Source organism: Microcoleus sp. BROC3 (assembly GCF_036702515.1).
Taxonomy (GTDB): Bacteria; Cyanobacteriota; Cyanobacteriia; order Cyanobacteriales; family Microcoleaceae; genus Microcoleus.
Map to the genome: position 1 here is coordinate 127,193 of NZ_JAUBTQ010000013.1, position 23,902 is coordinate 151,094.

The 23,902-nt window shown below is 45.3% G+C and carries 7 protein-coding genes and 1 pseudogene; 3 read left to right on the forward strand and 5 right to left on the reverse strand.

Annotation, left to right across the window (positions count from 1 at the left end; all coding sequences use genetic code 11):
• The first annotated feature begins 667 nt into the window (after window positions 1-667).
• A complete protein-coding gene (locus tag QUB30_RS11115) occupies window positions 668-10,183 on the forward strand; it encodes a CHAT domain-containing protein (protein WP_333333112.1) in 9,516 nt (3,171 codons plus the stop codon).
• Window positions 10,184-10,326: 143 nt separating this feature from the next.
• Here the strand turns inward: QUB30_RS11115 and QUB30_RS11120 are convergent, their stop codons facing one another.
• The 5 genes from QUB30_RS11120 to QUB30_RS11140 all read right to left on the reverse strand — a co-directional run bounded on the left by QUB30_RS11120 (window position 10,327) and on the right by QUB30_RS11140 (window position 21,523).
• Window positions 10,327-15,714 (reverse strand): AAA family ATPase, encoded by a 5,388-nt coding sequence (locus tag QUB30_RS11120; protein ID WP_333333114.1) that lies wholly within the window; start codon window positions 15,712-15,714, stop codon window positions 10,327-10,329.
• 535 nt (window positions 15,715-16,249) lie between these two features.
• Window positions 16,250-16,663: a hypothetical protein gene (locus tag QUB30_RS11125; RefSeq protein ID WP_333158690.1), complete on the reverse strand. Its 414-nt coding sequence runs from the start codon at window positions 16,661-16,663 to the stop codon at window positions 16,250-16,252.
• A 337-nt stretch (window positions 16,664-17,000) separates the two neighbouring features.
• Window positions 17,001-19,232 (reverse strand): NAD-dependent DNA ligase LigA, encoded by a 2,232-nt coding sequence (gene ligA, locus QUB30_RS11130; protein WP_333333116.1) that lies wholly within the window; start codon window positions 19,230-19,232, stop codon window positions 17,001-17,003.
• A 114-nt stretch (window positions 19,233-19,346) separates the two neighbouring features.
• Entirely contained in the window at window positions 19,347-20,411 is a 1,065-nt protein-coding gene (locus tag QUB30_RS11135; RefSeq protein ID WP_333333118.1) for a vWA domain-containing protein, read from the reverse strand.
• 137 nt (window positions 20,412-20,548) lie between these two features.
• Entirely contained in the window at window positions 20,549-21,523 is a 975-nt protein-coding gene (locus tag QUB30_RS11140) for an Npun_R2479 family HD domain-containing metalloprotein (RefSeq protein WP_333333120.1), read from the reverse strand.
• Between the two features lie 286 nt (window positions 21,524-21,809).
• On the opposite strand from QUB30_RS11140, the gene QUB30_RS11145 reads away from it, so the two are divergent.
• Both QUB30_RS11145 and QUB30_RS11150 read left to right on the forward strand, forming a co-directional pair.
• Window positions 21,810-23,555, forward strand: a complete 1,746-nt coding sequence (locus tag QUB30_RS11145) for an alpha/beta hydrolase (RefSeq protein WP_333333136.1) — start codon at window positions 21,810-21,812, stop codon at window positions 23,553-23,555.
• A gap of 219 nt (window positions 23,556-23,774) precedes the next feature.
• Window positions 23,775-23,902 (forward strand): annotated as a pseudogene (locus QUB30_RS11150) (photosystem II q(b) protein); the annotation flags it as partial.

Genomic DNA, 23,902 nt, shown 5'->3' on the forward strand with positions numbered 1-23,902 from the left:
TTTTGTGAAGTTTTGGTAAAGATAATCTAAAACTTATAAAGTTTCTGATAAAAGTTAGGCTGTTCGCCTAGTTGGCACTCAAAGCGGGCTGCAAGCTGCTCGCCCGGTGCAGAAGAGGGTAGCGGTCGCGAGTAGGGATTTGAGCGAGTTTTTTGCCAGTGGAAGCAAGCGGGAGAACAGGCGATCGATATTTACGTACTTTTGACTAATATTCCGAATTTTTAAAGCCCTAACCCTCGCGTTCCGCGCCATATTTGCACTAACAGTCCCGGACGCCTCAACCCGGTTTTTTAAGATAATTGCGTCAGTCGATTTGAGAATTGAGATTTACTGGACAGATGAATCTGGGAGTTTGAACCACAGCATAAAATTTTGATCTGTCCACGACAAGAGTCTGCGGCTATCCATTTTTGGGCTGGGTCAGGGAAGCAGTGAAAAAAGTGGAAACAAGAAACCAAGTTTCATTGCCCGCGCTTGAGTGCTAGTAAAAAAAACTGTTTCTAGGTAAATCCTAGTAATTAAACACATACATTTCCTTCGGCTTCCACTTCTAATTATTTGGGGATACAGATACAAAATAGATCTATCCTATTGACATTATAAAATTTTATAAGTAAAAATAGGATAAATAAATACGATCGCACTTTAAGCACAATCTTTAAACATAATGACAGCCAACAGACTACATTTGCTCGGATGGTTATTCATTGTTAGCTGGCTGAGTGCAGCGGCGGGTTCGGCAAACGCGCAACCCATAACCCCCGCACCAGACGGCACTAACACTGTTGTTACTCCCAACGGCAACCGCTACGACATTTCCGGGGGGTCTTTCAGCGGAGATGGGGCTAATCTTTTTCACAGTTTTACTCAGTTTGGCCTCAGCGAGGCTCAAACGGCTAACTTTCTGACTAATCCCAATATTCAAAATATTTTGGGACGGATTACTGGGGGTAATCCTTCTTTAATAAATGGCTTAATTCAAGTTACCGGCGGCAATTCCAATTTATTTTTGATGAATCCTGCCGGCATGATTTTCGGGCCGAATGCCAGTCTCAACGTGCCTGGATCTTTTAATGCTACTACGGCGACAGGGATAGGTTTTGGGAACAATCAGTGGTTTAGCGCGATCGGCAATAACAATTGGGCAACTTTCATCGGGAGACCGAATAGTTTTGCGTTTACAAATTTGCCAGGGGGAAGCATTGTCAATGCAGGCAATTTGACGGTGGCACCGGGTCAAAGTTTAAGTTTGATCGGCGGTACTGTTGTCAATACTGGTCAGGTAACTGCGCCTAGCGGCAATATTCTCATCAGCGCCGTACCGGGTAACAATTTGGTGCGAATTAGTCAAGCTGGAAATTTATTGAGCTTGGATATTCAGCCGACAGCAAATCAAAGTTCGCTGCCCAACAATTGGACGCAGCCAGTGTTATCTTTGCCGGAGTTGCTGACTGGAAAAGGTGTGGCACAGGCAACGGGTTTGACGGTAAATCCCAATGGTGAAGTTGTGTTGACGGGGAACGTTTCTGTGCCGGTAACTGCGGGAACTGCGATCGCATCCGGCACTCTCAATGTCTCTGGCAACACTGGCGGTACTGTGAATATTTTAGGCGACAAAGTAGGAGTTATTGCGGGCAAGATCGATGCTTCTGGGATTAACGGCGGCGGTAATGTACTGATTGGGGGAGATTATCAGGGTTTGGGGACGGTGCCCAATGCTTCGCGGACTTTTGTTAGCAGCAACTCGACGATTAATGCTGATGCTGTTAGTAATGGGAATGGGGGGCGAGTTATAGTTTGGGCTGATGAAACTACTCGCTTTAATGGCAATATTACGGCCCGAGGTGGCTTGTTTTCTGGGAATGGCGGCTTTGTGGAAGTGTCTGGCAAGCAATCGCTGGATTTTCAAGGATTAGTTGATTTGCGATCGACCTTTGGCATCGCTGGTACCTTACTGTTAGATCCTACTGATATTACTATTAGCGCAGGTGCGGATGCAGGCGGCACTTTAGCAGGGGGAGCATTTACGCCCTCGGCGGGTACTTCTACAATTAATAATGGGACACTGCAAACACAGCTAGGTTTGGGAAATGTGACTATTTCTACTGCGTCGGATTTTCCAAATCAAGGCGATATTACAGTCAGCGCTCCGATCTCTTGGGCTAATAGTAATTCCCTGACTCTGACTGCTAATAATAATATTAATATTAATAATACCAATATCACCACTCAGGGAGGCAATATTACTCTGAATGCTGATAGTGATAATCTAAACGGTGGTGGTGTCCGTATCGTAGGTTCGACGATCGATACTAAGGGTGGTAATTTCCTGGGTAAGGGTCAGGGGAATCTTGGGTTGGGGCCGGGCATCGAGTTCAAGAACAGCACGCTTAATGCCGGGGGTGGAAACATTGACCTGAATGGTATTGGAGGAAAGGCGACAGCAAACAATCATGGTATTTTGATTTCGGGTGCTAGCACACTACAAACTATTGGCAGCGGGAATATTACTCTCAATGGTACTAGCGGAACCAACCTATTCATCCCCACCCCCCATGAAGGTATTGTTGTTACAGGCGGGTCTAAGGTGACTTCAGCTAATGGGAATATCACCCTGACTGGCACAGGTAACGGAACTGGAAGCGACAACAACGGGATTAACATTAATACTACCAGCACAGTGGAATCGATCGGAACAGGAAGTATTACTTTCAACGGTACTGGCGGGAACGGGACAGATGGTAATAAAGGGATATCTATTAGCACCAGCACAGTGCAATCGGCTGGGACAGGAAGTATTACTTTCAACGGTACTGGTGGGAACGGGACTGATAGTAATCAAGGGATATCTATTGACAGCAGTACAGTGCGGGCTGGGGGAAATATAAACCTGGCTGGTAACGGTGCTGGAACTTTAACCCAAAACACCGGCGTTAGAATAACCAACTCTACGGTGCAGTCAACGCCCGGGAACGGGACTGTCACCATCACCGGGACGGGGGGAAATGGGACGGATAACAATGAAGGGATAAATATTGATAATCCCAGCACTGTAAAATCCCAGAATGGAGATATCGCCCTGACTGGAACAGGTAACGGTAGCGTGGGCAACAACACGGGCATTTCGGTGCAAGGGGTGGTGGAGTCCACAGGCACCGGGAATGTGACTCTCAGCGGTGTTGGGGGCAATGGGACTGATAGCAATCAAGGGATACGACTTGTGGGCGGGACAGTGAAAGCGCTATCTGGAAATGTCAGTGTGACTGGTACAGGCGGTGGGGCTGGGACTACCAACGAGGGCATATATATAGATGTTGATGCTGAAGTCCAAACCGCAGGCGTGGGAAAGGTGACGTTGACGGGCACGGGCAGTGCAGGGACGGGGAGTAATTCCGGGATCGAGCTGGCATCAGGCAGGGTACGATCGGAGAATGGAGATATTGTTTTAACCGGTACCGGTGTAGGGACAGCATTTAACAGCTATGGGATTAACTTCCCCACGACGATCGACACCGCTGTCGTGGTGGTGCAAGCTACGGGAACGGGTAATATTAGCCTTACGGGAAAGGCTAACAACAATTCAATTCCAATTAACCTCACCTTCGGTGTGATTGACGCGGCTTTGGGCGGCAATGTCACTTTGACTGGCGATGAAATTCAATTGTCAGACACAATTCAAGTTAAAGGTACTGGGACTATCCAGTTGCAGCCGCTTACTCCCACTTTAGATATTACTGTGGGCGGTAATACTGCGGACGCTCGTTTGAATCTCAGTGCAGCGGAACTCACACCTCCGTTTTTAAATGGGTTTTCCCAAATGATTATCGGGCGCACGGATGGGACGGGGAATATCGCAATTGACCCCGCTGGTGTTACTTTTAATTTCCCCGTCACAATGCAAGCTGGCACAATTGCAGTCGATGGAAACATTACAGGTAAAAACAACGCTTCAATTACTTTTAAGGCTCCAACGACTAACTTAAACGCAAATATTCTCACCAACGAACAGAATATTACCTTTGGTGGCAAAGTCTCTCTGGCTACGGGTTCTAATGTCACCCTCGATACTGGGTTAATGAATGCAGGCGACATTAATTTTGGGGGAACGGTTGACGGCGATGGCAACCTAGTTTTGACTACGGGAACAGGCGTTATTAATCTCAACGGGCCCATTGGAAATACAGTACCTTTACGTTCGCTGACAACATTCAATTCTTTCGATGTTAAGAGTCCGATCGACTTTTCGATTAAAACTACAGGCAATATTACCGTTGGTAGTATGAGGAATCCCGGAAGGGCGATCGCCCTTACCAGCACTAATGGCGATATTAATACGAGTGCAGGGGCAATTGATACCACATCCAGTACCGGAAATGGTGGGCCAATTACACTAAGTGCCAACAATATTAATGCTAGTAATCTTAACTCCAGTTCCACTGCTGGCAATGGCGGAAACATAACACTCACGGGCAAAACAGGCAACATTTTTGCATACTCAGGAGTAGTTAATTCTCGTTCTAGTTCCGGTGCCGGTGGAGATATCGCGATCGCAACTCCCAATGAAGTTGGGATAAATAGCATTGATGCTAATGGATTGCCCGGTACTGGAAATATTAGCATTAGTGGCAATGAGATTGGTTTTTCGGGAGGAGGTTCCGCGCAGGGTAAAGGCAGTTTTTCAATTCAGCCGTTTGCAGCGGATTTCGGAATTCGCTTCCAGGCTGGACTTCCTTTCGATCCGCAGGCGATCGATATAGGAGCACCCTTTTTATCCTCATTGCGTAATGGCTTTAGTGCCATTGTTTTCGGAGGGAACACTACTACAGGCAATATCACTGTAGAGAATTTGCCAGTATCTTTTGCCGATCCTGTGACTTTCAATACTCAAGGCACTATTTTTGTCAATCCCAATCAATCGATTTCGGGAACTGATAATGCTTCAATTACTCTCAATGCTACAACTAATAACTTAAATGGCAATATTACCACCCAATCTCAAGATATCACGATTAACGGCAATACCCTAGTTGGAAATAACGTCTTATTGGGAACGGGTAATTTGGCAGGTGGCAATATTCTGTTTAAGAATAACATTAACGGGAGCGGCAATCTCACCTTAGAAACAGGTACGGGAAACATAGCTGTTCAAGGTGCTGTAGGCAACACCACACCATTAGGAAATGTCACCGTCAACAGTGCTGCTAAAGCTACATTTAATGCTGTCATGGCTACCAGTTTTACCACTAATATTGGCGGCACAACTCAACTCAATGGCAAGGTGACAACCACGGGTTCTCAAACCTACGGAGATGTAGTGACAATTGCCAACAATCCGATTCTCGCAGGCAGCGAAATTACTTTCAATAATACTGTAGACGGCAGCAGCGATTTGACGGCGAAGGCAGTTAGCGGTAATCTGACATTTAATGGTGCAGTTGGTGCTGCAAGTGCGATCGGCAAATTAACAGCTAACTCTACAGGAACAACGGCATTTAATCAAACAGTCAATGCCGCGAGTTTGACTACAGATGCTGGCGGCACAACTCAAGTCAAGGGAAATGTCACTACAATCGGCAGTCAAACTTACGGAGATGCAGTTACAATTGCCAATAACCCGATTCTTGCAGGCAGCGCAATTACTTTCAATAATACTGTAGACGGCAGCAGCGATTTGACGGCGAAGGCGGTTAGCGGTAATGTGACATTTAATGGTGCAGTTGGTGCTGCAAGTGCGATCGGCAAATTAACAGCTAATTCTACAGGCACAACCGCATTTAATCAAACAGTTAATGCCGCGAGTTTGACTACAGATGCTGGCGGCACAACTCAAGTCAAGGGAAATGTCACTACAATCGGCGCTCAAACCTACGGAGATGCAGTTACAATTGCCAACAATCCGATTATTTCAGGTGACAGCATTACTTTCAATAACACTGTAGACGGTACCAGCGATTTGACTGTGAAGGCCGCTAGCGGTAATCTTACCTTCAAAAGTGCGATCGGCGAAACAACTCCTCTGACAAATTTAACTGCTAACAGCAAGATATCTTTAGGCGGTAATGTCACTACAACCGGCAGCCAAACTTATGCAGATGCTGTCACTGTTGCCAAAAACTCGGTTCTTTCAGGCAGCGGAATTACTTTCAACAAGACAGTTGACGTAGCTGGCAATCTCGGGATTTCTGCTGACAATGTTAATCTCAAAGGAACTGTAACAACCACCAATGATGGGACGCTCACAATTGCCAATAAGGTAAATCTGAATATTGAGAAAAACCTTAACTTAGACGGTGCATTTATTCAAAATGGCGGGGGAACTGTTGCGGTTAACGGAAATATCACCACAACTAATGATAACATTAGTTTTAGCGGTCCGGTGACATTAAAAGCTCCTGTAAATTTTACACTCGGAGATGCAACTATTGCTTTCGGTTCGAGTTTATCCGCAGGTAGTAACCCGCTGACTTTAACGGCAGGTGAAATTAATTTTTCCGGGAATGTTTCTGGTATTGGCGCGTTAACGCTGCAACCCGCAACAGCCGGCCAAAATATTGTTGTTGGCGGAATTGATAACAATACTAGCGCTTTAGATTTGACTGCATCGGAAATTAGTTTGATTCAAAATGGATTTAGCTCGATCGCGATCGGGCGATCGGATAGCAGCGCCAATATTAGTATTCCCTATAATCTCACATTTTTAGACCCAGTAAATATTCAAACGGGAACTGGTACGATCGCAGTTAATGCAACTATTACCGGACTTGACAACAGCAGTGTTGCTATCCAAGGTTCAACAATTAATTTGAACTATGGCATCAATACAACTAACAATATAGATTTGACTGGCAAAGTTCAACTGGGAAACCAGGTTGAACTCAAAAGCAGCGCTGGTAGCATTAATATAAAAGGGGCGATCGACGGCGGTCATTTGTTGGGCTTAGATGCCGCAAATGGTAATGTGCTGCTGCAAGGAAATATCGGAGAAACAACGCCATTATCTATTTTAAACGTTACTGCATCGAATGCGGAAGTTATCGGGAATGTTAAAAGCAATTCTGGTTTTAATGTTACGGGTTTAACTACTAAATTAGGCGGGAATGTTACGACGAATAACGGCAACATTAATATTAGCAATGTTTTGGTTTTGACAAAGGATGCGGTATTTAGTACCGCAGGGGGAAATATTGCTTTGGGTGCGATCGACAGTGACAGCATTAATGCCCGCAACTTAACTCTAGCCTCCGGTAGCGGCAGCATCACTTTCAACGGTGCGGTGGGGGCCAGCAGCAAGTTAGGAAATCTTGCGATCGACAATGCTGGCAATGTGACAGGAAACTCGACAATTAACGCGCAACAATTGACAGCATCAAACACGGAAAAAGTCAATTTATCGGGAGATGTCACCGCCGGCCAAGTCGATATTACTGCCAAGGGCGATATAAGTGTTAAAAATATTACTACTAATGGCGGAGAAATTCTATTTACAAGCGGTAACAATTTCACCGCAGGCAATTTGAATACATCGGCAAACAGCGGCGGTAACATAACTGTTGAGGCGATAACTTCAATTACAGCCGGACAAATTAACTCTAGCGGTATAGTCGGAAATGCCGGCAATGTGTTCTTAGATCCGATCGGCGATATTCAAGTAGAGTTTATCAATGCCCAAGGGGGTACAGGCGGCACCGGCGGCGATGTCACAGCAATAACAGGCAATTTTTTCCGGGCTACAGGTGCTTTTTCAACACCTTTTTCGCCGACGGGATTTGCTAGCATTTCTACTGCTGGCGGCACAGGTAGCGGAAATATCGCAATTACACACGCTGGGGGAGATGGAGGGACGCCGATTCAACCGTTTGTGGTGGGGGATGCTGCTAGCAACGGTACGGCGGGTGCAATTACAACGGGACAATCTAGCATTACATCGCAGTCGTTTCCGCGTTCTAGTAGTGTTGGTAATATTGCGTTTTCGACTGATGACGGCATTGACCCGACGCCAACGCCAACGCCAACGCCAACTCCGACTCCAGCGCCAACTCCGACTCCAACGCCAACTCCGACTCCGGTAGTAACTCCAACTCCGACTCCGGTTGTCACTCCGACTCCGGTAGTAACTCCAACTCCGACTCCAGTTGTCACTCCGACTCCGGTAGTAACTCCAACTCCGACTCCAGTTGTCACTCCGACTCCGACTCCAGTTGTCACTCCGACTCCGGTAGTAACTCCGACTCCCACTCCGAGTGTCACTCCGACTCCGGTAGTAACTCCGACTCCGACTCCAGTTGTCACTCCGACTCCGACTCCAGTTGTCACTCCGACTCCGGTAGTAACTCCGACTCCGACTCCGAGTGTCACTCCGACTCCGGTAGTAACTCCGACTCCGACTCCAGTTGTCACTCCGACTCCGGTAGTAACTCCGACTCCGACTCCAGTTGTCACTCCGACTCCGGTAGTAACTCCCACTCCCACTCCGAGTGTCACTCCCACTCCGAGTGTCACTCCCACTCCGAGTGTCACTCCCACTCCGAGTGTCACTCCCACTCCCACTCCGAGTGTCACTCCCACTCCCACTCCGAGTGTCACTCCCACTCCGAGTGTCACTCCCACTCCCACTCCGAGTGTCACTCCCACTCCGAGTGTCACTCCCACTCCAAGTGCTCCTACGGAAATACAAGTGCCCGCACCTGTCCCCACACCAACATCGCCCACAGCCACAGATATGCCCGCACCGCAAGAAGAATCTTCAACCCCTGATTCAGAAGACTTTCAACGCGGCAAAATTCCACCGCTAGACAATCCCAGTGTAGCGACCGATCGAGTTTTAACCATCGATCGAAGTATCACCAGTAAATTACCCCCCGGCATCGTAGAACCTTCATCAGAAGCATCAAAACAACCGCCAACAGTCAACCCTACTTCTAATTTAGTTCTGGGGTACGCCCCGCCTCCCGATCGACTTTTTGAAGGTAACGATATCCAGAAAACAGTCTGGGGAATCGAAGAAATGAGGAATCAAGAATTTGGAGAATACTTGGGGGTAAAAGCCAACCTCCCAGAGGAAAAAGTCTTGATTTCGACCTTCCAACAAACTTTACAAGATATCGAACAGCAAACCGGCAAGCGGTCTGGTATTATCTACATAGTCTCGCGAGAAGATCGACTGGAACTAATTTTAGTTCCTCCCGTCGGGCGGCCGATTCACTACAGCGTCCCCGAAGCCAACAGAGCAGCCTTATTCCCCACCGTCCAGGAGTTGCGCGCTGAAATCACCAATCCCGCAAAACGCACTACTACCACTTATCTAGCCGCAGCCCAGCAATTATATAAATGGGCGATCGCACCCCTAGAAACAGACTTACAAAACTTAGGAATTCAGACTTTGTTACTATCAGTCGATCCGGGATTGCGGAGCCTGCCCTTTGCCGCTTTGCACGACGGTAAAGGCTTCTTGATTGAAAAATACAGTTTCAGCCTAATTCCTAGTTTTAGTTCGACTAATACCGATTATAAAGCAGTTAGAGACGCCACAGTGCTAGCAATGGGACGGTCAGAATTTGTCGATCAAAAGCCCTTGCCCAGTGTGCCGATCGAATTGCAGGCGATTTCGGCTCAGTGGCAGAGCCCATCTTTCCTCAATTCCACTTTCACTTTAGATAATCTCAACTCGGAACACGCCAAGGGAGGATTTCGGATCGTTCACCTAGCAACTCACGCTGAATTTCAACCGGGAAAACCGAGCAATTCTTATATTCAACTGTGGAATTCCAAATTGCAGCTCGATCGCATGGAGAGTTTAAATTGGCGCAATCCGCAGGTAGACTTGTTAGTATTGAGTGCTTGCAGAACAGCCTTGGGCGATCGGGAAGCAGAGTTAGGTTTTGGAGGTTTAGCAGTAAAATCCGGCGCAAAATCTGCTTTAGGGAGTTTGTGGTATGTTGACGATGGAGGCACTTTGGGGCTGATGAGCGAATTTTACCACCAGTTGCGAGGAGCCACAACTAAGGCAGAAACTCTGCAACTTGCTCAACAGGCGATGATTGCTGGTAAAGTTCGGCTCGAAAACGGGCAGTTAGTTACAACAGCGGCCAACTTGAATTTACCGACTAACCTACAACAAGAAAACCAAGATTTTTCTCATCCTTACTACTGGAGCAGTTTCACCATGATCGGAAGCCCTTGGTAAGCTGCCATTTTTATTTTTCAGTCTCCGCTTAAGAGGGACGAAAGTTTCTACAGTAGCGGCAATGCCCGCTTGAGGCGGTTGGGGGGGTTCCCCCCTGAATATTCCCAATTTCAACTGCCGAGTGCGATCGGGGGTTTTGAACTCTATTTCTGCTTCATCACCACCAAAGTAATATCATCAAAAACCTTCTGAGCGCCAATATACTGCCGCACATCATTAATTACAGCTTCCCGAATTTCTTGGGCACAGCGGTGACGATTTTCAACCACCACTTGCCACAACCTCTTTAATCCGTACTGCGCTTTATTAATATCGAAAGCTTCAGGAATTCCATCAGTATAAAGCACCACAACATCCCCAGGATTTAACAGCACTTCTTCTTGAGCAATAAACTCGCCAATCTCTTCTACTAAGCCAATGGGAAATCCTAAATCCATCGTATCTATGGACTCCAATTTTCCATCAGCGCGCACCACAATCATTTCCTCATGTTGTCCGCTTAATTTGAGGACACCTCCGGCATAGTCTAATATAGCTAGAGACATATTTTTAGGGGAGTCCATGCGCTGGAGATTATCATAAAGAGTCTGGTTGAGGACATCCAAAAACTTCACTGGATCTGTTTCGTTCATTTTCTGAAGCGTCCTGACAGCCGTTTGTGCCATAATCATCAACACGCCGCTTTCTAAACCGTGTCCCGTGACATCGCCAATGCTAATCTTGACTTGACCATCCTGTTGCAATACGTCATAGTAATCGCCGCCAACTTCATCTGCTGGCTCCATAAAACCAGCTATTTCTAAGCCTTCAATTGCCTCTAATTCTGACTGTTTTGGCAACACCATTTGTTGCAGTTGTTTGACAATATCGAGTTCTGCACTCATGCGCAGATTGTCTTTTTTGAGGAGTTCGTTGAGAGTGCTAATTTCTTGATTAGCTTGAGCTAGTTGAGCCGTGCGTTGTGCGACTTTATCTTCTAAATTTTGATAGAGCCGGGCATTTTCAATCGAAATAGCTGCTTGCGAGGATAAGATTTTTAAGACTTCCAATCTATCTGGGGTAAATACCCCCGTAGTGAGATTATTTTCTAGATAGAGAATGCCGATCAGTTTGCCTTGATTAATAATAGGAGCGCATAAGAGTGACTTAGCCTGATTTCTAACAATATAGGGTTCGCGAGTAAAAACTCCTTCCTTAGTAGCATCCGATAAAACGACATCCTCTTGAGTTCTCGCCACATATTGGATGACGCCTAGCGGCAGCTTTTCGGTAGTTTCAATGTTGATTGACTGTAAAACTTTGACTTGTTCTGAATCTACAGCCCCTTCAGCTTCAATCAGCAATTGTCCTTGAGATTCTAAAATTAGGAAGCCAACTTGCGCCCCGGCATTTTCGATAAGAATTTTCATCAAATTCGGTAATAATTGCTCTAGTAAAATTACCCCAGAAATAGCTTGAGAAGCTTTGATTACTGTTGCTATATCTAAAACTTCTCCCGAAGTCGTGCCAGTATTAATACTTGTTGTCGTGTTAGTGTCAATAATTAGAGTGGCGGCTGCAACTTTAGATATTAATTTCGGGTATCTTGCTTCTAAATCTTTAACCTTTGCTGTTGCTCCCCAGCGAGCATAAGCATAATGAGCGTCATTTATATATGACTTGGCAAACCTTTCTTTGCCTTGAGTTAACCAAAACTTGGCGGCTAGTTCGCAGGCTAAAGCTTCGTCGTTGATATAATGATTTTTTCTAGCCTGGGCAATAGCGCGATCGTACAAATCCATTGCTAACCTATCTTCACCTAATATCCGATGTTGTTCCGCTGCAACTAGATCAAATTTTTGCGAGTAATTCATCGGAGCATAATATGCCCAAGTTGCCATTTTTTCTTGATTATTTTTAACTTTCAGTATCAAGAATTCTTGTTCATCAAGATTAGTTACAGATGAATAGATGGCTAGTCGCGCTAAGGAATCATAAAAATAGAAAACAGGGACACTAAAATATCCCGTCGCCCCATCGACATATTTTTCAGCTTGCAGCGTGTTGACTAAGGCTTCAGTATAATCATCAAACAAATAACAGAGAATCAATTTGTGTAAATATAAGCTAAAAATGCCAAACCGATCGTTAGCAGCCAACAGCATTGGTAGCATCTGTTTTTCATTACAAGCATTACCTATTAAACAGCCAGGATTTGACTCATAAGATATTAAATTCAAAACAGACTGCCAAAAAATTTGATTATAATTTAAGGAGGTTTTTAAGTTAAATTTAGCCAAAGCATGACAGTAATTTCCCATCTCCTTTTCTACAAATATCAATTCTTGACTGCCCAAGTACAAATATTGACATCTATTCATGGCAGAATAGCCAACGAATTCTAAGTCCCCGTTTTCTAGGCTACTTTGATAAGCCTCTAAAAGAATGGCAAAAGTGTCTTTGAGATGAGCCTTGCCATGAATATTAAGTGCGCCAACTTGGTTAAGAGTTCTGCCCTTAATTTCTGAATAATTTACCTGAGATAATAACTTTAAAGCTAGTTGGCCAAATTGATAAGCCGAATCAATTTCTTGTAAAAATCCATTTAAAATGATAGCGTAATTGGCATAACCCAAGGCAGAATGAGAATTATTGCCATATTGGAGCGATAATTGTACCTGTTGACAGGGGATGAATGGCAATAGGGCGGGTGTCGTTAAAAATATTGGGGTAAATAGAATTGATAATATCCTCATCGCTGCTAACTTGTTGGTATCCGTTAGCCGTGGTAAATTTAATAAATCTAAGTCGCTTTTATCAACTAATAAAGCCTTGGTTTCTAACAATACTTGTTGAATATCATCTGGGTTCGGCGATTCTGGCAGATTTATGCCTAGTAAATCCAGGGCTTTTAGTCCAATTTTGGTAGCCTCTAATAGCCTAGTTCTAGTTATGTATGCCAGCATTTTAATTTCACATACTTTGACTTTTTCTAACATAGTTTTGGCAAAAGTTTCAACAACTTCTACCAATTTTTCCATTTGTTCAAAATCGCCATTTAGGTATGCGGTTTCAGCGGCTGCTTCATACATAGCTAGAGTTAATTCATAATCAGTGTGCCAACTATCAATACATAAAAGTTCTAAGCCGATACTTAAGTATTGGACAGCAGGCTCGTAAGCAATGCTAAATTTTGCTTTGCGCCCAGCGATTAAATTTAATTCTGCTAGAGTCTTTCTTTCCAAAGGATTATCAATAGCATTAACTGCCTGATTTAATTGGTTAACAATATTAAAAATATTATCTTCGATTAAATTTGATGGTGTATTAGCTAGCAGTAATCTCCCGATTTTTAAATGAGTTTTCTGCTTTTTAAATTCAGGAATTATCTCATAAGCCGCTTGTTGGACGCGATCGTGTGAAAATTGATAATTTTGAATTAACAGTTGTTCGTCTAATTCAGAACGCGATAAAATCAACCCAGATTGCAGAGCCTCTCGGAGATAGTCAAATAGCGTGGTTGCTGTTTTTTGGCAGACAGATGCGAGAGTATTTAAGTCAAATTCTGACCCGATACAAGCTGCTAATTGCAAGACATTTTGTGTGGCTTCAGGCAACTTTTTCAGTTTGCAAATCATTAATTCCACCACATTATCTGTAATCCCTAAAGTTTCAATTTGAGACACCTCCCATTGCCAAAATCCTCGGGTTTCTGCTTTTTTGCATCCCGAAATCACGGAATATTGAGGATGTTGGAATTGCAGCAGTCCCTCGGCATACAATGTTTTTAAGAACTCATTCACAAAAAAAGGATTGCCACGAGTTTTTGTCATCACCATTTCTGCTAAAGATTTGACCGATTCAATGTTGGTGTACAAGGTATCAGCAATAAGTTGACTAATATGTTTTACCGCCAAAGGTGCTAACTTTATGTGATTGATTTTAGTAAAGGTTGGTTGGTCACTTTCCAGATTTTGTAGAGCAGATTTTGGTGAAGTCGCCTTCTGGATTTCTTCCAGCGTCATCATCAAGGGATGAGTCGGACTGACTTCGTTATCGCGATAGGCGCCAATTAAAAACAAGTATTGTGTATCTGAATCTGTCATCATCAGTTGGATTAATTTGAGGGTAGCAGCATCTGCCCACTGCAAATCATCAAGAAAGATAACTAGGGGATGTTCTGGAGAACAAAATGCGCGGATAAAGTTACCCAAAACTAAATTAAAGCGGTTTTGAGCCTCCATTCCTCCCAACTGTGGAACATTTCTTTGCTTGCCAATAATCAGTTCGACGTTGGGAATGACCTCAATAATAATTTGTCCGTTAACTCCAAGAGCAGTTAAAAGCTTTTCTCGCCAAAGCTTGAGTTGTGTTTCGGTTTCTGTTAACAGTTGTCGCACTAATTCTTGGAAGGCATAGACAACAGCGGAGTAGGGAATATTGCGTTGAAACTGGTCAAATTTACCAGAGATAAAATAACCGCGTGTTTGGGTAATGGGTTTATAAAGTTCCTTTACCAGTGCAGATTTACCAATACCAGAGTAACCAGCAACGAGCATCATTTCTATTTGAGATTTTTGCGGTTCTGCTACGCGCTTAAATGCTCTTAGTAGTGTTTCAACTTCTGCCTCGCGTCCATAGAGTTTTTGCGGGATTTGAAACTGCTCGGAAATGTCTTGAGTTCCCAAAGTTAAATCTGATATATTTCCTGTCGTTTGTAACTCATGCAAACATTCTGCTAAATCATTTCTGATCCCGAAGGCGCTTTGGTATCGCTCCTCTGCGGTTTTTGCCATCAGTTTCATCACGATATCTGACACGGCTTTGGGAATTTCTGGATTATTTTGATTGGGGGCTATGGGTAGTTTGGCGATATGACAATGTACTAACTCCAGTGCATCATTTGTTTCAAAAGGGAGTTGTCCTGTCAGTAACTCATATAAAGTGGCACCAAGGGAGTAAAAGTCGGTGCGGTAATCTAGGGAACGATTCATTCTTCCTGTTTGTTCGGGTGAAATATAGGCTAAAGTTCCTTCTAGGACATTGGGATTTTTTATGGTGGGATTTTCGCCCGTTAGTTGAGTGGAAATGCCAAAGTCAATGATTTTGAGTTGGTTTGTTTCTGAATGCCAAACAAGATTAGCTGGGTTAATATCTTTGTGAATGACATTGGCTGCATGAACCTGACCCAAAATCTCGGCTGCTTGAATGGCGATGTCGAGGAATTTGTTTAAAGAGGTAATGGCTTGCTTTTGTTCAGAGTTGTTTATCAATTTATTGAGAGAATTACCACCAAAATCTTCAAAGATTATAACTACCCTTCTGTGATACTCTTCCAAACTATAAGCTTTGATGACCCCTTTTAGATTAAGATTTCGTGTAATTTCATATTCCTGTCGATAGCGGGTGAGTTGAGCAGGAGTCGGATAATCTTGTTTGAGCATTTTCAGGATAACAGGTAGATTATCCTGTTGTCGGATGCCTCTATATACTATTGAGTTATCACCTTCGTAAATCTGAGCAATAATCTGGTAGCCGTTAATTTCGATCATTTTTAGGTTTCAATGATAGAAGGAAATATTATTCAATATAGATGATTATTTTTATAGCATACCTTTGACACCTTGAATGTTGGGTAACAAAAATTAATAAATAATTTTTAACATTATTCAACTATTACTCAGCAGCTCTCGCTGTCAGGTGCATTGTGGCGTCATCTCGGGTAGTGATGTTTTTGATAGAATTAAGTCTAAGTGGCGAATCTCACAAAAGTAGGAAAAGTAGAATCTCGCCAATTCACGCTAATTAGCTTTCTAATTAAACTTAAAACGCCCTGTCATATAAGGATAAATATTTTACGTTAACGCCCTACGCCTGGTCTCAACAGCAGTTGTCGTTTCGGATCAAAAACCGGCACTTAATGGCAATAGCAGGCAAGTCAACTTACCTGCTAATTTAAAACAAGAAAAACCCGAGTTTTCCGCTCTTTATTGCTGGAGGATTTTCACGGTGAGAGTTTTTTTGTAAGTCCCATATTTTAAGTAGCAAATCTGTTCGTTCAACAATCATCTCTAACCCGGAGATGCTCTATCTAGGGTTGGTCTGTCTCGGATTTGGGGCCGCAGTTCCGTAATTGACTCGACAGCCGATATTGAACAAACTCGAACTGCACTCAAGAGGGACAATCTGCTGGTCGAGGAGGGCGCTGCAACTGACATACTCGTCGTTATTAGTATCTCTTACCATACATTCGATCGGGTTAGCTCCCGATCGCGCCGACCAACTCTTCATACCTACGACTGCAATCATATGCTGCCAGTAGAAAGCAAATAGCGACACTGCAAACAGTACAGCAACTCCTAATCCTACTTTCAATTTCCAACTATTTAGGACGTTTCCCAAACTATTTTTTACGTTTTCCACTCCAGAAATTGAGCTTTCGGTAGTTATTTCTGGAGTTGTCAAGTTTGTTTGTGTTTGTTCTGCTGGAATTTCAGACATAATGTATCTCCTATGATTGCTGGGATTTGGCTAAGCTCGCAGTTGCCATAGCTATTGCAAACTTTATCAAATTTTAGCAAAACTAGCCTGTACCGACAACTGATTCGGGCAGCACCGCCGGGGAAGTATGTATATTCACCAAGTGTGATCGCAATTTCTATGCCTTTTGAGGTATTGCCCAATTCGCGCTCGGCTATTTTGCACCTAGGGCAATAGAATTGTTAGGCATTTTCTTTGAAAACGGCTGAAATGAATCAGCGCTTTTTTTGGGAACCGCAGAGAGCGCAGAGGGCGCAGAGAAAGAGGAAAGAGAAATATATTGAATTTCCCCAATCATTTATGGTTCCGATAGCAGTTCGAGTAACTCTGATTCCGAAAGTAGTTCTATTCCCAAAGATTGAGCCTTTTCCAACTTAGAACCAGCATCTTCTCCCACAACCACATAATCAGTTTTAGCACTCACAGAACTTGTGACTTTACCTCCTGCTTTTTGAATCAAATCTTTAGCTTCATCTCGTTTCAAAGTGGGCAAAGTTCCGGTAAGCACAAAGCTTTTGCCTGCAAGTTGTAAATTTGTACGGGCTAAATTGGGATTTTTCACTTCTGACTGAAATTGCAAGCCCGCAGTTTTCAACCGTGCAATTAAACTTTGATTTGCTGGCACTCGAAACCACTGATAAACAGCTTGAGCAATTTCCGGCCCGATGCCGTAAACGCCCTCAATCGATGCCGCCGATACCCCTGCTAACTCTTCCACATTTGCAAACCTTTCTGTTAGCAATTGAGCATTCACGCTGCCGACGTGGCGGATGCCCAAGCCGTAAAGTACGCGCGCATAAGGTTGATTTTTCGATTGGGCGATCGCACTTACCAACTTTTCTGCTAACTTCTTACCCATGCGTTCCAAACTCATCAATCTTTCCGCAGTCAAATCGTACAAATCCGCCGCAGAATGCACCAAATTGCTATCAACCATCTGCTGCACCAACTTTTCGCCAACACCGTTAATATCCAGAGCATCCCGGCTGCAAAAATGAATAAGCGAACCCCTCAAAATTGCTGGACAAGATGTATTTATGCAGCGAGTAACGGCCTCCCCCTTTTCCCGAACCACAGGCTGTTCGCATTCGGGACAGCAACTAGGCATTTGGAAAAGTTTAGCATTTTGGGGACGAAGTTCCGGCAAAACTCGCACAACTTCTGGTATAATTTCCCCAGCTTTTCTGACAATCACAGTATCGCCAATGTGCAGGTTGAGATCGGAAAGTCGATCGCTATTATGGAGAGAAGCCCGCGAAACCGTCGTCCCCGCCAACTGCACCGGTTTGAGTTCCGCTACAGGAGTCAGAGCCCCGGTTCTCCCTACTTGCACGGTGACAGCTTCTACTATTGTAGGGACTTCGGCCGCGGGATACTTCAGGGCGATCGCCCAACGCGGAAACCTCTGAGTAAAACCCAATTGTTTTTGTAGCAAAACCGAATTAATCTTAACAACAACCCCATCCGTCATGTAAGGCAAATTCCGTCGTTCAGTATCCCAATATTCGTAATACTCCCGAACCTCATCCAAAGAATAGCAAATTTTGCGATAGGGATTCACCTTAAACCCCATTCGTCGCAACAATTCCAACGAATCCCACTGCGTGTTACCCTCGTTACCCTGATCTAAATGCAGAGTATAAGCAAAGAAATCCAATTTGCGCTTATCCACAATTTTAGAATCCAACTGCCGCAGCGTACCCGCCGCAGCATTGCGAGGATTAGCAAACAATTGTTCCCCTGCTTTTTCCCGTTCCCGATTAATTTCTTCAAACACAGCTAAAGACAAAAAAGCCTCTCCCCGCACTTCCACAACAGGCGGCGGATTATCTAAATTGAGCTTTAAAGGAATCGAGCGAATAGTTTTGACATTTTGAGTAATTTCCTCTCCGGCAATGCCGTCTCCCCGGGTCGCACCGCGAACTAAAACCCCATTTTCATAGGTTAACGCTAAAGCAGAACCGTCAATTTTTAACTCGCAAACATAGGAAACCCCCCCCAACCCCCCCTTGCTAAGGGGGGGAGTAGTTTCCCTGTTTTCCTGATTGCTAATTGAAGATGTTATTCCCTCTTGTCCCCCCCCTTGATAAGGGGGGGTTAGGGGGGGTGAATTTCCTTCTTGACCGGGGGTTAGGGGGGGTACATTTCCCTCTTGTCCCCCCCCTTGATAAGGGGGGGTTAGGGGGGGTGAATTTCCCTCTGGACCGGGGGTTACGGGAGGTGCTACTCTTTGCCAGCGTTCCTGCCATTTAGCAAATTCCTCAAAATTAAAAGCATTTTCCAAACTGTAGAGAGGAATATTGTGCTTGACGCTAAAAAATTGAGTAGCAGGCTGTTCTCCGACCCGCTGAGTCGGGCTTTCGGCAGTAATTAATTCCGGATAATCTGATTCTAAGTCTTGCAACTGGCGATAAAGTCGATCGTACACTTCATCTGGCATAATCGGCGCATCGAGAACATAATAAGCATAGCTAGCTTGCTGTAGCTGCTGCCTCAACTGTTGAATTTGCTGCTGGATTTCGGGTTGCATATTAATTTGAAAGTGTATATTTTTTAACCGCAGACCATAACACAAACACAGAGAATAGAGATTTTACCCCGATCTGCATCGATCTGCGGTTGTTGTTTGGACATTTAAGATTGATTAACGATCCCAATCTTCAACTTCATAAAGGAAACGAGTTCCCCCCATCAGCTTGCGATTTGCCGAGGTACTTTGCACAAAAACCGCATACTTTTCTAGATTGCTCGGTTTGATGCGAACTGTCTCGCCCATTGGCAAACCCAACATTTCTCGGGCTGCTTCTCCTTCAAACAAATCCCCTGTGGAACGATCCATCAGCACAATTTCTTTTTTACCTTGGATAGTTTCTGTTTTAGTAAATTCATAAAACCCGCGCCCGGTTTTAAAAGTCAAACCATTCTCCAGAACAAAAGCTTTAATGGAAATCTCGCTGTCAACTTCTAGAATCTGAAATCTACCCGGTTTTACGGCTCGCAATTCTGCTGATTCGTAAACAGCAACGCCTTCCCGCTTCAGCATGGTATCAAACATCTTGTTTAAGCCGCGACTCATGCGACCTTCACTGACAACTTCTTGTTCGTAAGCTTGTAGTTGTTCGTTAGATGACTGTTGGTAACAAACTGCTAAAAAGAAATCTGTGATGTATGAAAATTGGTCAAGATTGAGGTGAAAACCGCCAGACTTTTCGGCTAGTTCTTTATAGAATAAAGTGGCGTGGTGACGGTTGAGAGCTTGGATGCCGTAAACGGCAATTCCCATCTGTGCTAACTTATCTACTTCCTGACGCCAGTTAAGTTTTTGAGGAGTTTGAGCGGGTGCGTGCGGGATGTCGTCGCCAATTAGTACCAATGTTTTGGAATTAGTTGGAGTCCAAGAAAGTGACTGAGCTTCGTGCAAGACTAATTCATAACATTCTGGAGCATCGCCACCGCCAGTTGGCTCTACATTTTGAACAAAATTGCAAATCGTGCCGACATCGCCTGACAAATCGAGGTGTTTAGTCACGTAAGTGCTGTCAGCGTCGCAATAGTCCCCGTGAGCAATAATGCCAATGCGAATGCCAGGAATTTCATCGAGCAGTCTCGTTACCGTCTCTTTAATTTTCCGACGAACTTGCGTCAAACAAGGGTACATACTGCCAGTTGTATCAAAGCTAAAAACGACTTCAATGTTGTTGTTTGCCATGACGTAACTCTCCTTAACAAACACCGATTTATTAGCTCTATTATAGCTCAAAAAAAGACGAGTCAGCAACTAGGAAAAAAGATTTTATCCTAATTCTGGCTCGCGCGATTGGCTTCAGCATAAGGCTGGTTAACTCATCACAAATTCAAGTCAAAAAACTCGCTAAATTTCTTGTCCCCGGATATGGGATCTTGACTATTATCACTATTTTTTTCGGCGTTCAAGTTGCCATTGTTGCGGGATTTGATTAATTCTTGAGCGTTTGTCTTGAAAGCGATCGGTTCAGCGTGTTCAACCTGAAACACGTTAGCGTAGAGGTTGGCAATAATCTGTTTGCCTCCCTGGGTCAATTCCAAGTAGTTCAAAGCTGCTGGAATATAGGGAAAAACTCCGTTCCAATAAAACTTGGCGTAATTTTGCCGCAAATCTCCAGGAGACTTGTAGCCCAAGATTTTATTAGTGCCGACTTCCTCAAATTCGTAGAACAGGGCACTTATTTTTCGCAGGTAATTGGGGTCGCTCAACTGACCGATCAAATCGGCGGCTCTAGCGAGTCCAGAATAATTGTTTCTGTCTTGATGAGTTTCGCTAGCAGGGACTGGGAAGCGCGTCAATTCAATATTGCGCTTGATTTGTTCGGCATCAATTAATGTGTGGCCGCCGAAGCGTTCGTCAATTACGAGTTTTCCTCGATCGACATGATAAGGAGTTAAACTGGCAGAAGTGGCTCCGACCGGCACAGAAACCATGCCCCCGTCAATACCCGTAGCGTAGAGTCCCACAGCTTCTTGGTCTTGGCGGCAAACACCTTTGACGTAGCCGATATCGTGGCACAGCAGCGAGATCAGGTAGTGCAGCCAATCTTCCGGCGACACTCCCCCTTCGCGTATATGCTTGCCCCGGAGAATCTCTTGTCCCACCAAAGCCACGAGCATTGTGTGTTCCACATTGTGGTACAGAGCATCGCAGTTAGCGATATTTTCCAGAGCCATAGTCCCCGCCCAGGCAATAATTTCAGGGTAGTCAGGCTTGTACTTGCCGTAGGTGCGGCGGTAGCCGGCCTGCAGCTCTTGCACAAAAGCGTCAATCAGGATAGCAGTTGCATTAAACATGATAAATTCTCTCACTCAGACTGTAGTTGCAAACTCGATCGAAAATATCTTGCATAGCTGAAAAAATCATCGCTGGGCCTTCCAGCAGGTTTGACCCCTCGGCGTTGAATTTTAAATTTCAGCTAGTCTTGTCAGGTCTGAAAATTGCTCTTTTGGCTATGCTTCCCACGATAACCTAATTTCCGAAGCATCCGAAGCAACAGATCGATTTTCGGGCATTAAATATTGGCGAAACAATTTACATCGTTTCACCGACTAATGATTAGAAGTCCTAGGTGTGAAAGTTATGAACTGTGTGTTTCCGAGTCTCTCCACTGCTGCCCTTCGCACTCGGCGGTCGATCGCCCCAAAATACCTAGGATTGTTTGCATTCACGGCTGTTTGCACCGCCGCACCGGCTTGGGGTGCCGAACGAATTTACGTAACTTACGGGCCGCTAGAAGAATCAGTTCCGATCGAATCCCTGGCACTCTTCGCCAAAGAAGGCAAAATAGACTCGAACTTGGACGGCTTCGCTCAGTACGTCAAAAAAGCACAGCTAGCGGAGATTCGCAGCGCCCTGCAAGCGAAAGCTGAAATCAGCCACGTGACGATCGCCCAATTCCTCTACACGCCTCAAGGAGAAGTGCTGCTGAAACGGTTGGGCCGAGTAATTCAAACCAAAGCTCGGCAGCCGGGATTTTATGCCATCCGATCCGCTCTGATTTTAGCAGCCTCAGATCCAGAAGGTCTGACCATTCTCAACGTGCTGCGGAAATTCCCCACTTACGGCATCAGGATTGACATCGGCCGCGGCTTGGCTATCGGGAACGAGCTGACATCCCTGATCAACCGTTCCAATCAGACGATCGCCGGAGTCGTCCAGTTGTCCGAAGCAGAAGCAGCCTTAGCACCCGCCATACCGCCCGCCGAAATGCTGCAGCCCCAGCTACCGGGCCCCTATACTTGGAAAAAATCATCGGTAACTCTGACGAGTCCAAATCGCCCTCGCACGTTTGATATGGACATTTATCTGCCGCAGGGCAGCCAGCAACCGGCCCCAGTAGTAGTAATTTCCCACGGTTTAGGTTCCGATCGCATTTCCTTCCAGTATTTAGCCAAACACCTAGCCTCCTACGGCTTTGCCGTCGCCGTCCCCGAACACCCCGGCAGCAACGCCCAACAAATCCAAGACTTAGTAACAGGCAGAGCCAAGGAGGTAGCAGAACCAGCAGAATTTGTCAACCGCCCCCTCGATATCAAAGACCTGCTGGATTATTTAACCAAACTTTCCATAACCGATCCGACCTACCAAGGGCAGCTCGACTTGCAGCGAGTCGGCATCATCGGCCAGTCTTTCGGCGGCTATACGGCTTTAGCATTAGCCGGGGCGGGGATTAATTTTGCACAGCTAGACCAAGATTGCGGGCTCGAAAACGAAACTTGGAATCTCTCCCTGCTGTTGCAGTGCCGCGCCCGCAGCCTAGATCGCAACCAGTACAATTTCGCCGACCCGCGCATCAAAGCTGCGATCGCCATCAACCCGATCGTCAGCAGCATTCTGGGAGAAACAAACCTCGGCAAAATCCAAATCCCAGTCATGGTAATAGCAGGCAGCGCCGATACCGTCGCCCCCGCTTTCCTCGAACAAATTCAACCGTTCACATGGCTGACATCGCTCAACAAATATCTGGTATTGATGATCAACGGGACTCACTTCTCAACGATCGAGGAATCCCCTCAAAGCCTCTTTCTGCCACCAGCAGAGGCGATCGGGCCCGAACCGGCTTTAGCCCGCCGCTACCTCAGCGGACTCAGCCTAGCTTTCATGGAAAGCTATTTGAACAACAAATCAAATTTCGGCCCGTATTTGGAGCCATCCTACGCTTTAAGCATCTCCCGAGACACTCTCGGACTGAGAATTTTGCGATCGCTCACCCCGCAGCAACTCCAGCAGTTCAGGATTTCTCCACCTGCTCGCAGGCCAGTCTCTCCACCTGTCCTCGCTCCTGTTCCTCTACCTTCTCCACCTCCCATAGCTCCCGTTCGTTAGGGTTGAGGTGCGCCGCGCGTGCACGCTGGCATATCTTGTCGCGCGCGGGCGATCGGCGTCCCGCCCCGCAAGCTACGGCCATCTCTCCCCTCTCATCAGCTTTCCTAATCGCAGTCATCAGTTTAACTGTCGCTCAACCCCTTTACAAACCTTAACAACATCGTTAATAATAGAAACATCATCCGAACATTGACAACCAAATACAGCAATCATAAACAAATGACAACAACCTTACAGCAGCGCGAAAGCGCCAACCTGTGGGACCAGTTTTGCAACTGGGTCACCAGCACCGACAACCGCCTCTATGTAGGCTGGTTCGGCGTCTTGATGATTCCCACCTTGCTAAC

Bases quoted from the DNA above. Each gene is read 5' to 3' on its own strand.
- QUB30_RS11115 (WP_333333112.1), top strand. From the start codon at position 668: ATGACAGCCAACAGACTACATTTGCTCGGATGGTTATTCATTGTTAGC.
- QUB30_RS11120 (WP_333333114.1), bottom strand. From the start codon at position 15,714: ATGATCGAAATTAACGGCTACCAGATTATTGCTCAGATTTACGAAGGT.
- QUB30_RS11125 (WP_333158690.1), bottom strand. From the start codon at position 16,663: ATGTCTGAAATTCCAGCAGAACAAACACAAACAAACTTGACAACTCCA.
- ligA (WP_333333116.1), bottom strand. From the start codon at position 19,232: ATGCAACCCGAAATCCAGCAGCAAATTCAACAGTTGAGGCAGCAGCTA.
- QUB30_RS11135 (WP_333333118.1), bottom strand. From the start codon at position 20,411: ATGGCAAACAACAACATTGAAGTCGTTTTTAGCTTTGATACAACTGGC.
- QUB30_RS11140 (WP_333333120.1), bottom strand. From the start codon at position 21,523: ATGTTTAATGCAACTGCTATCCTGATTGACGCTTTTGTGCAAGAGCTG.
- QUB30_RS11145 (WP_333333136.1), top strand. From the start codon at position 21,810: ATGAACTGTGTGTTTCCGAGTCTCTCCACTGCTGCCCTTCGCACTCGG.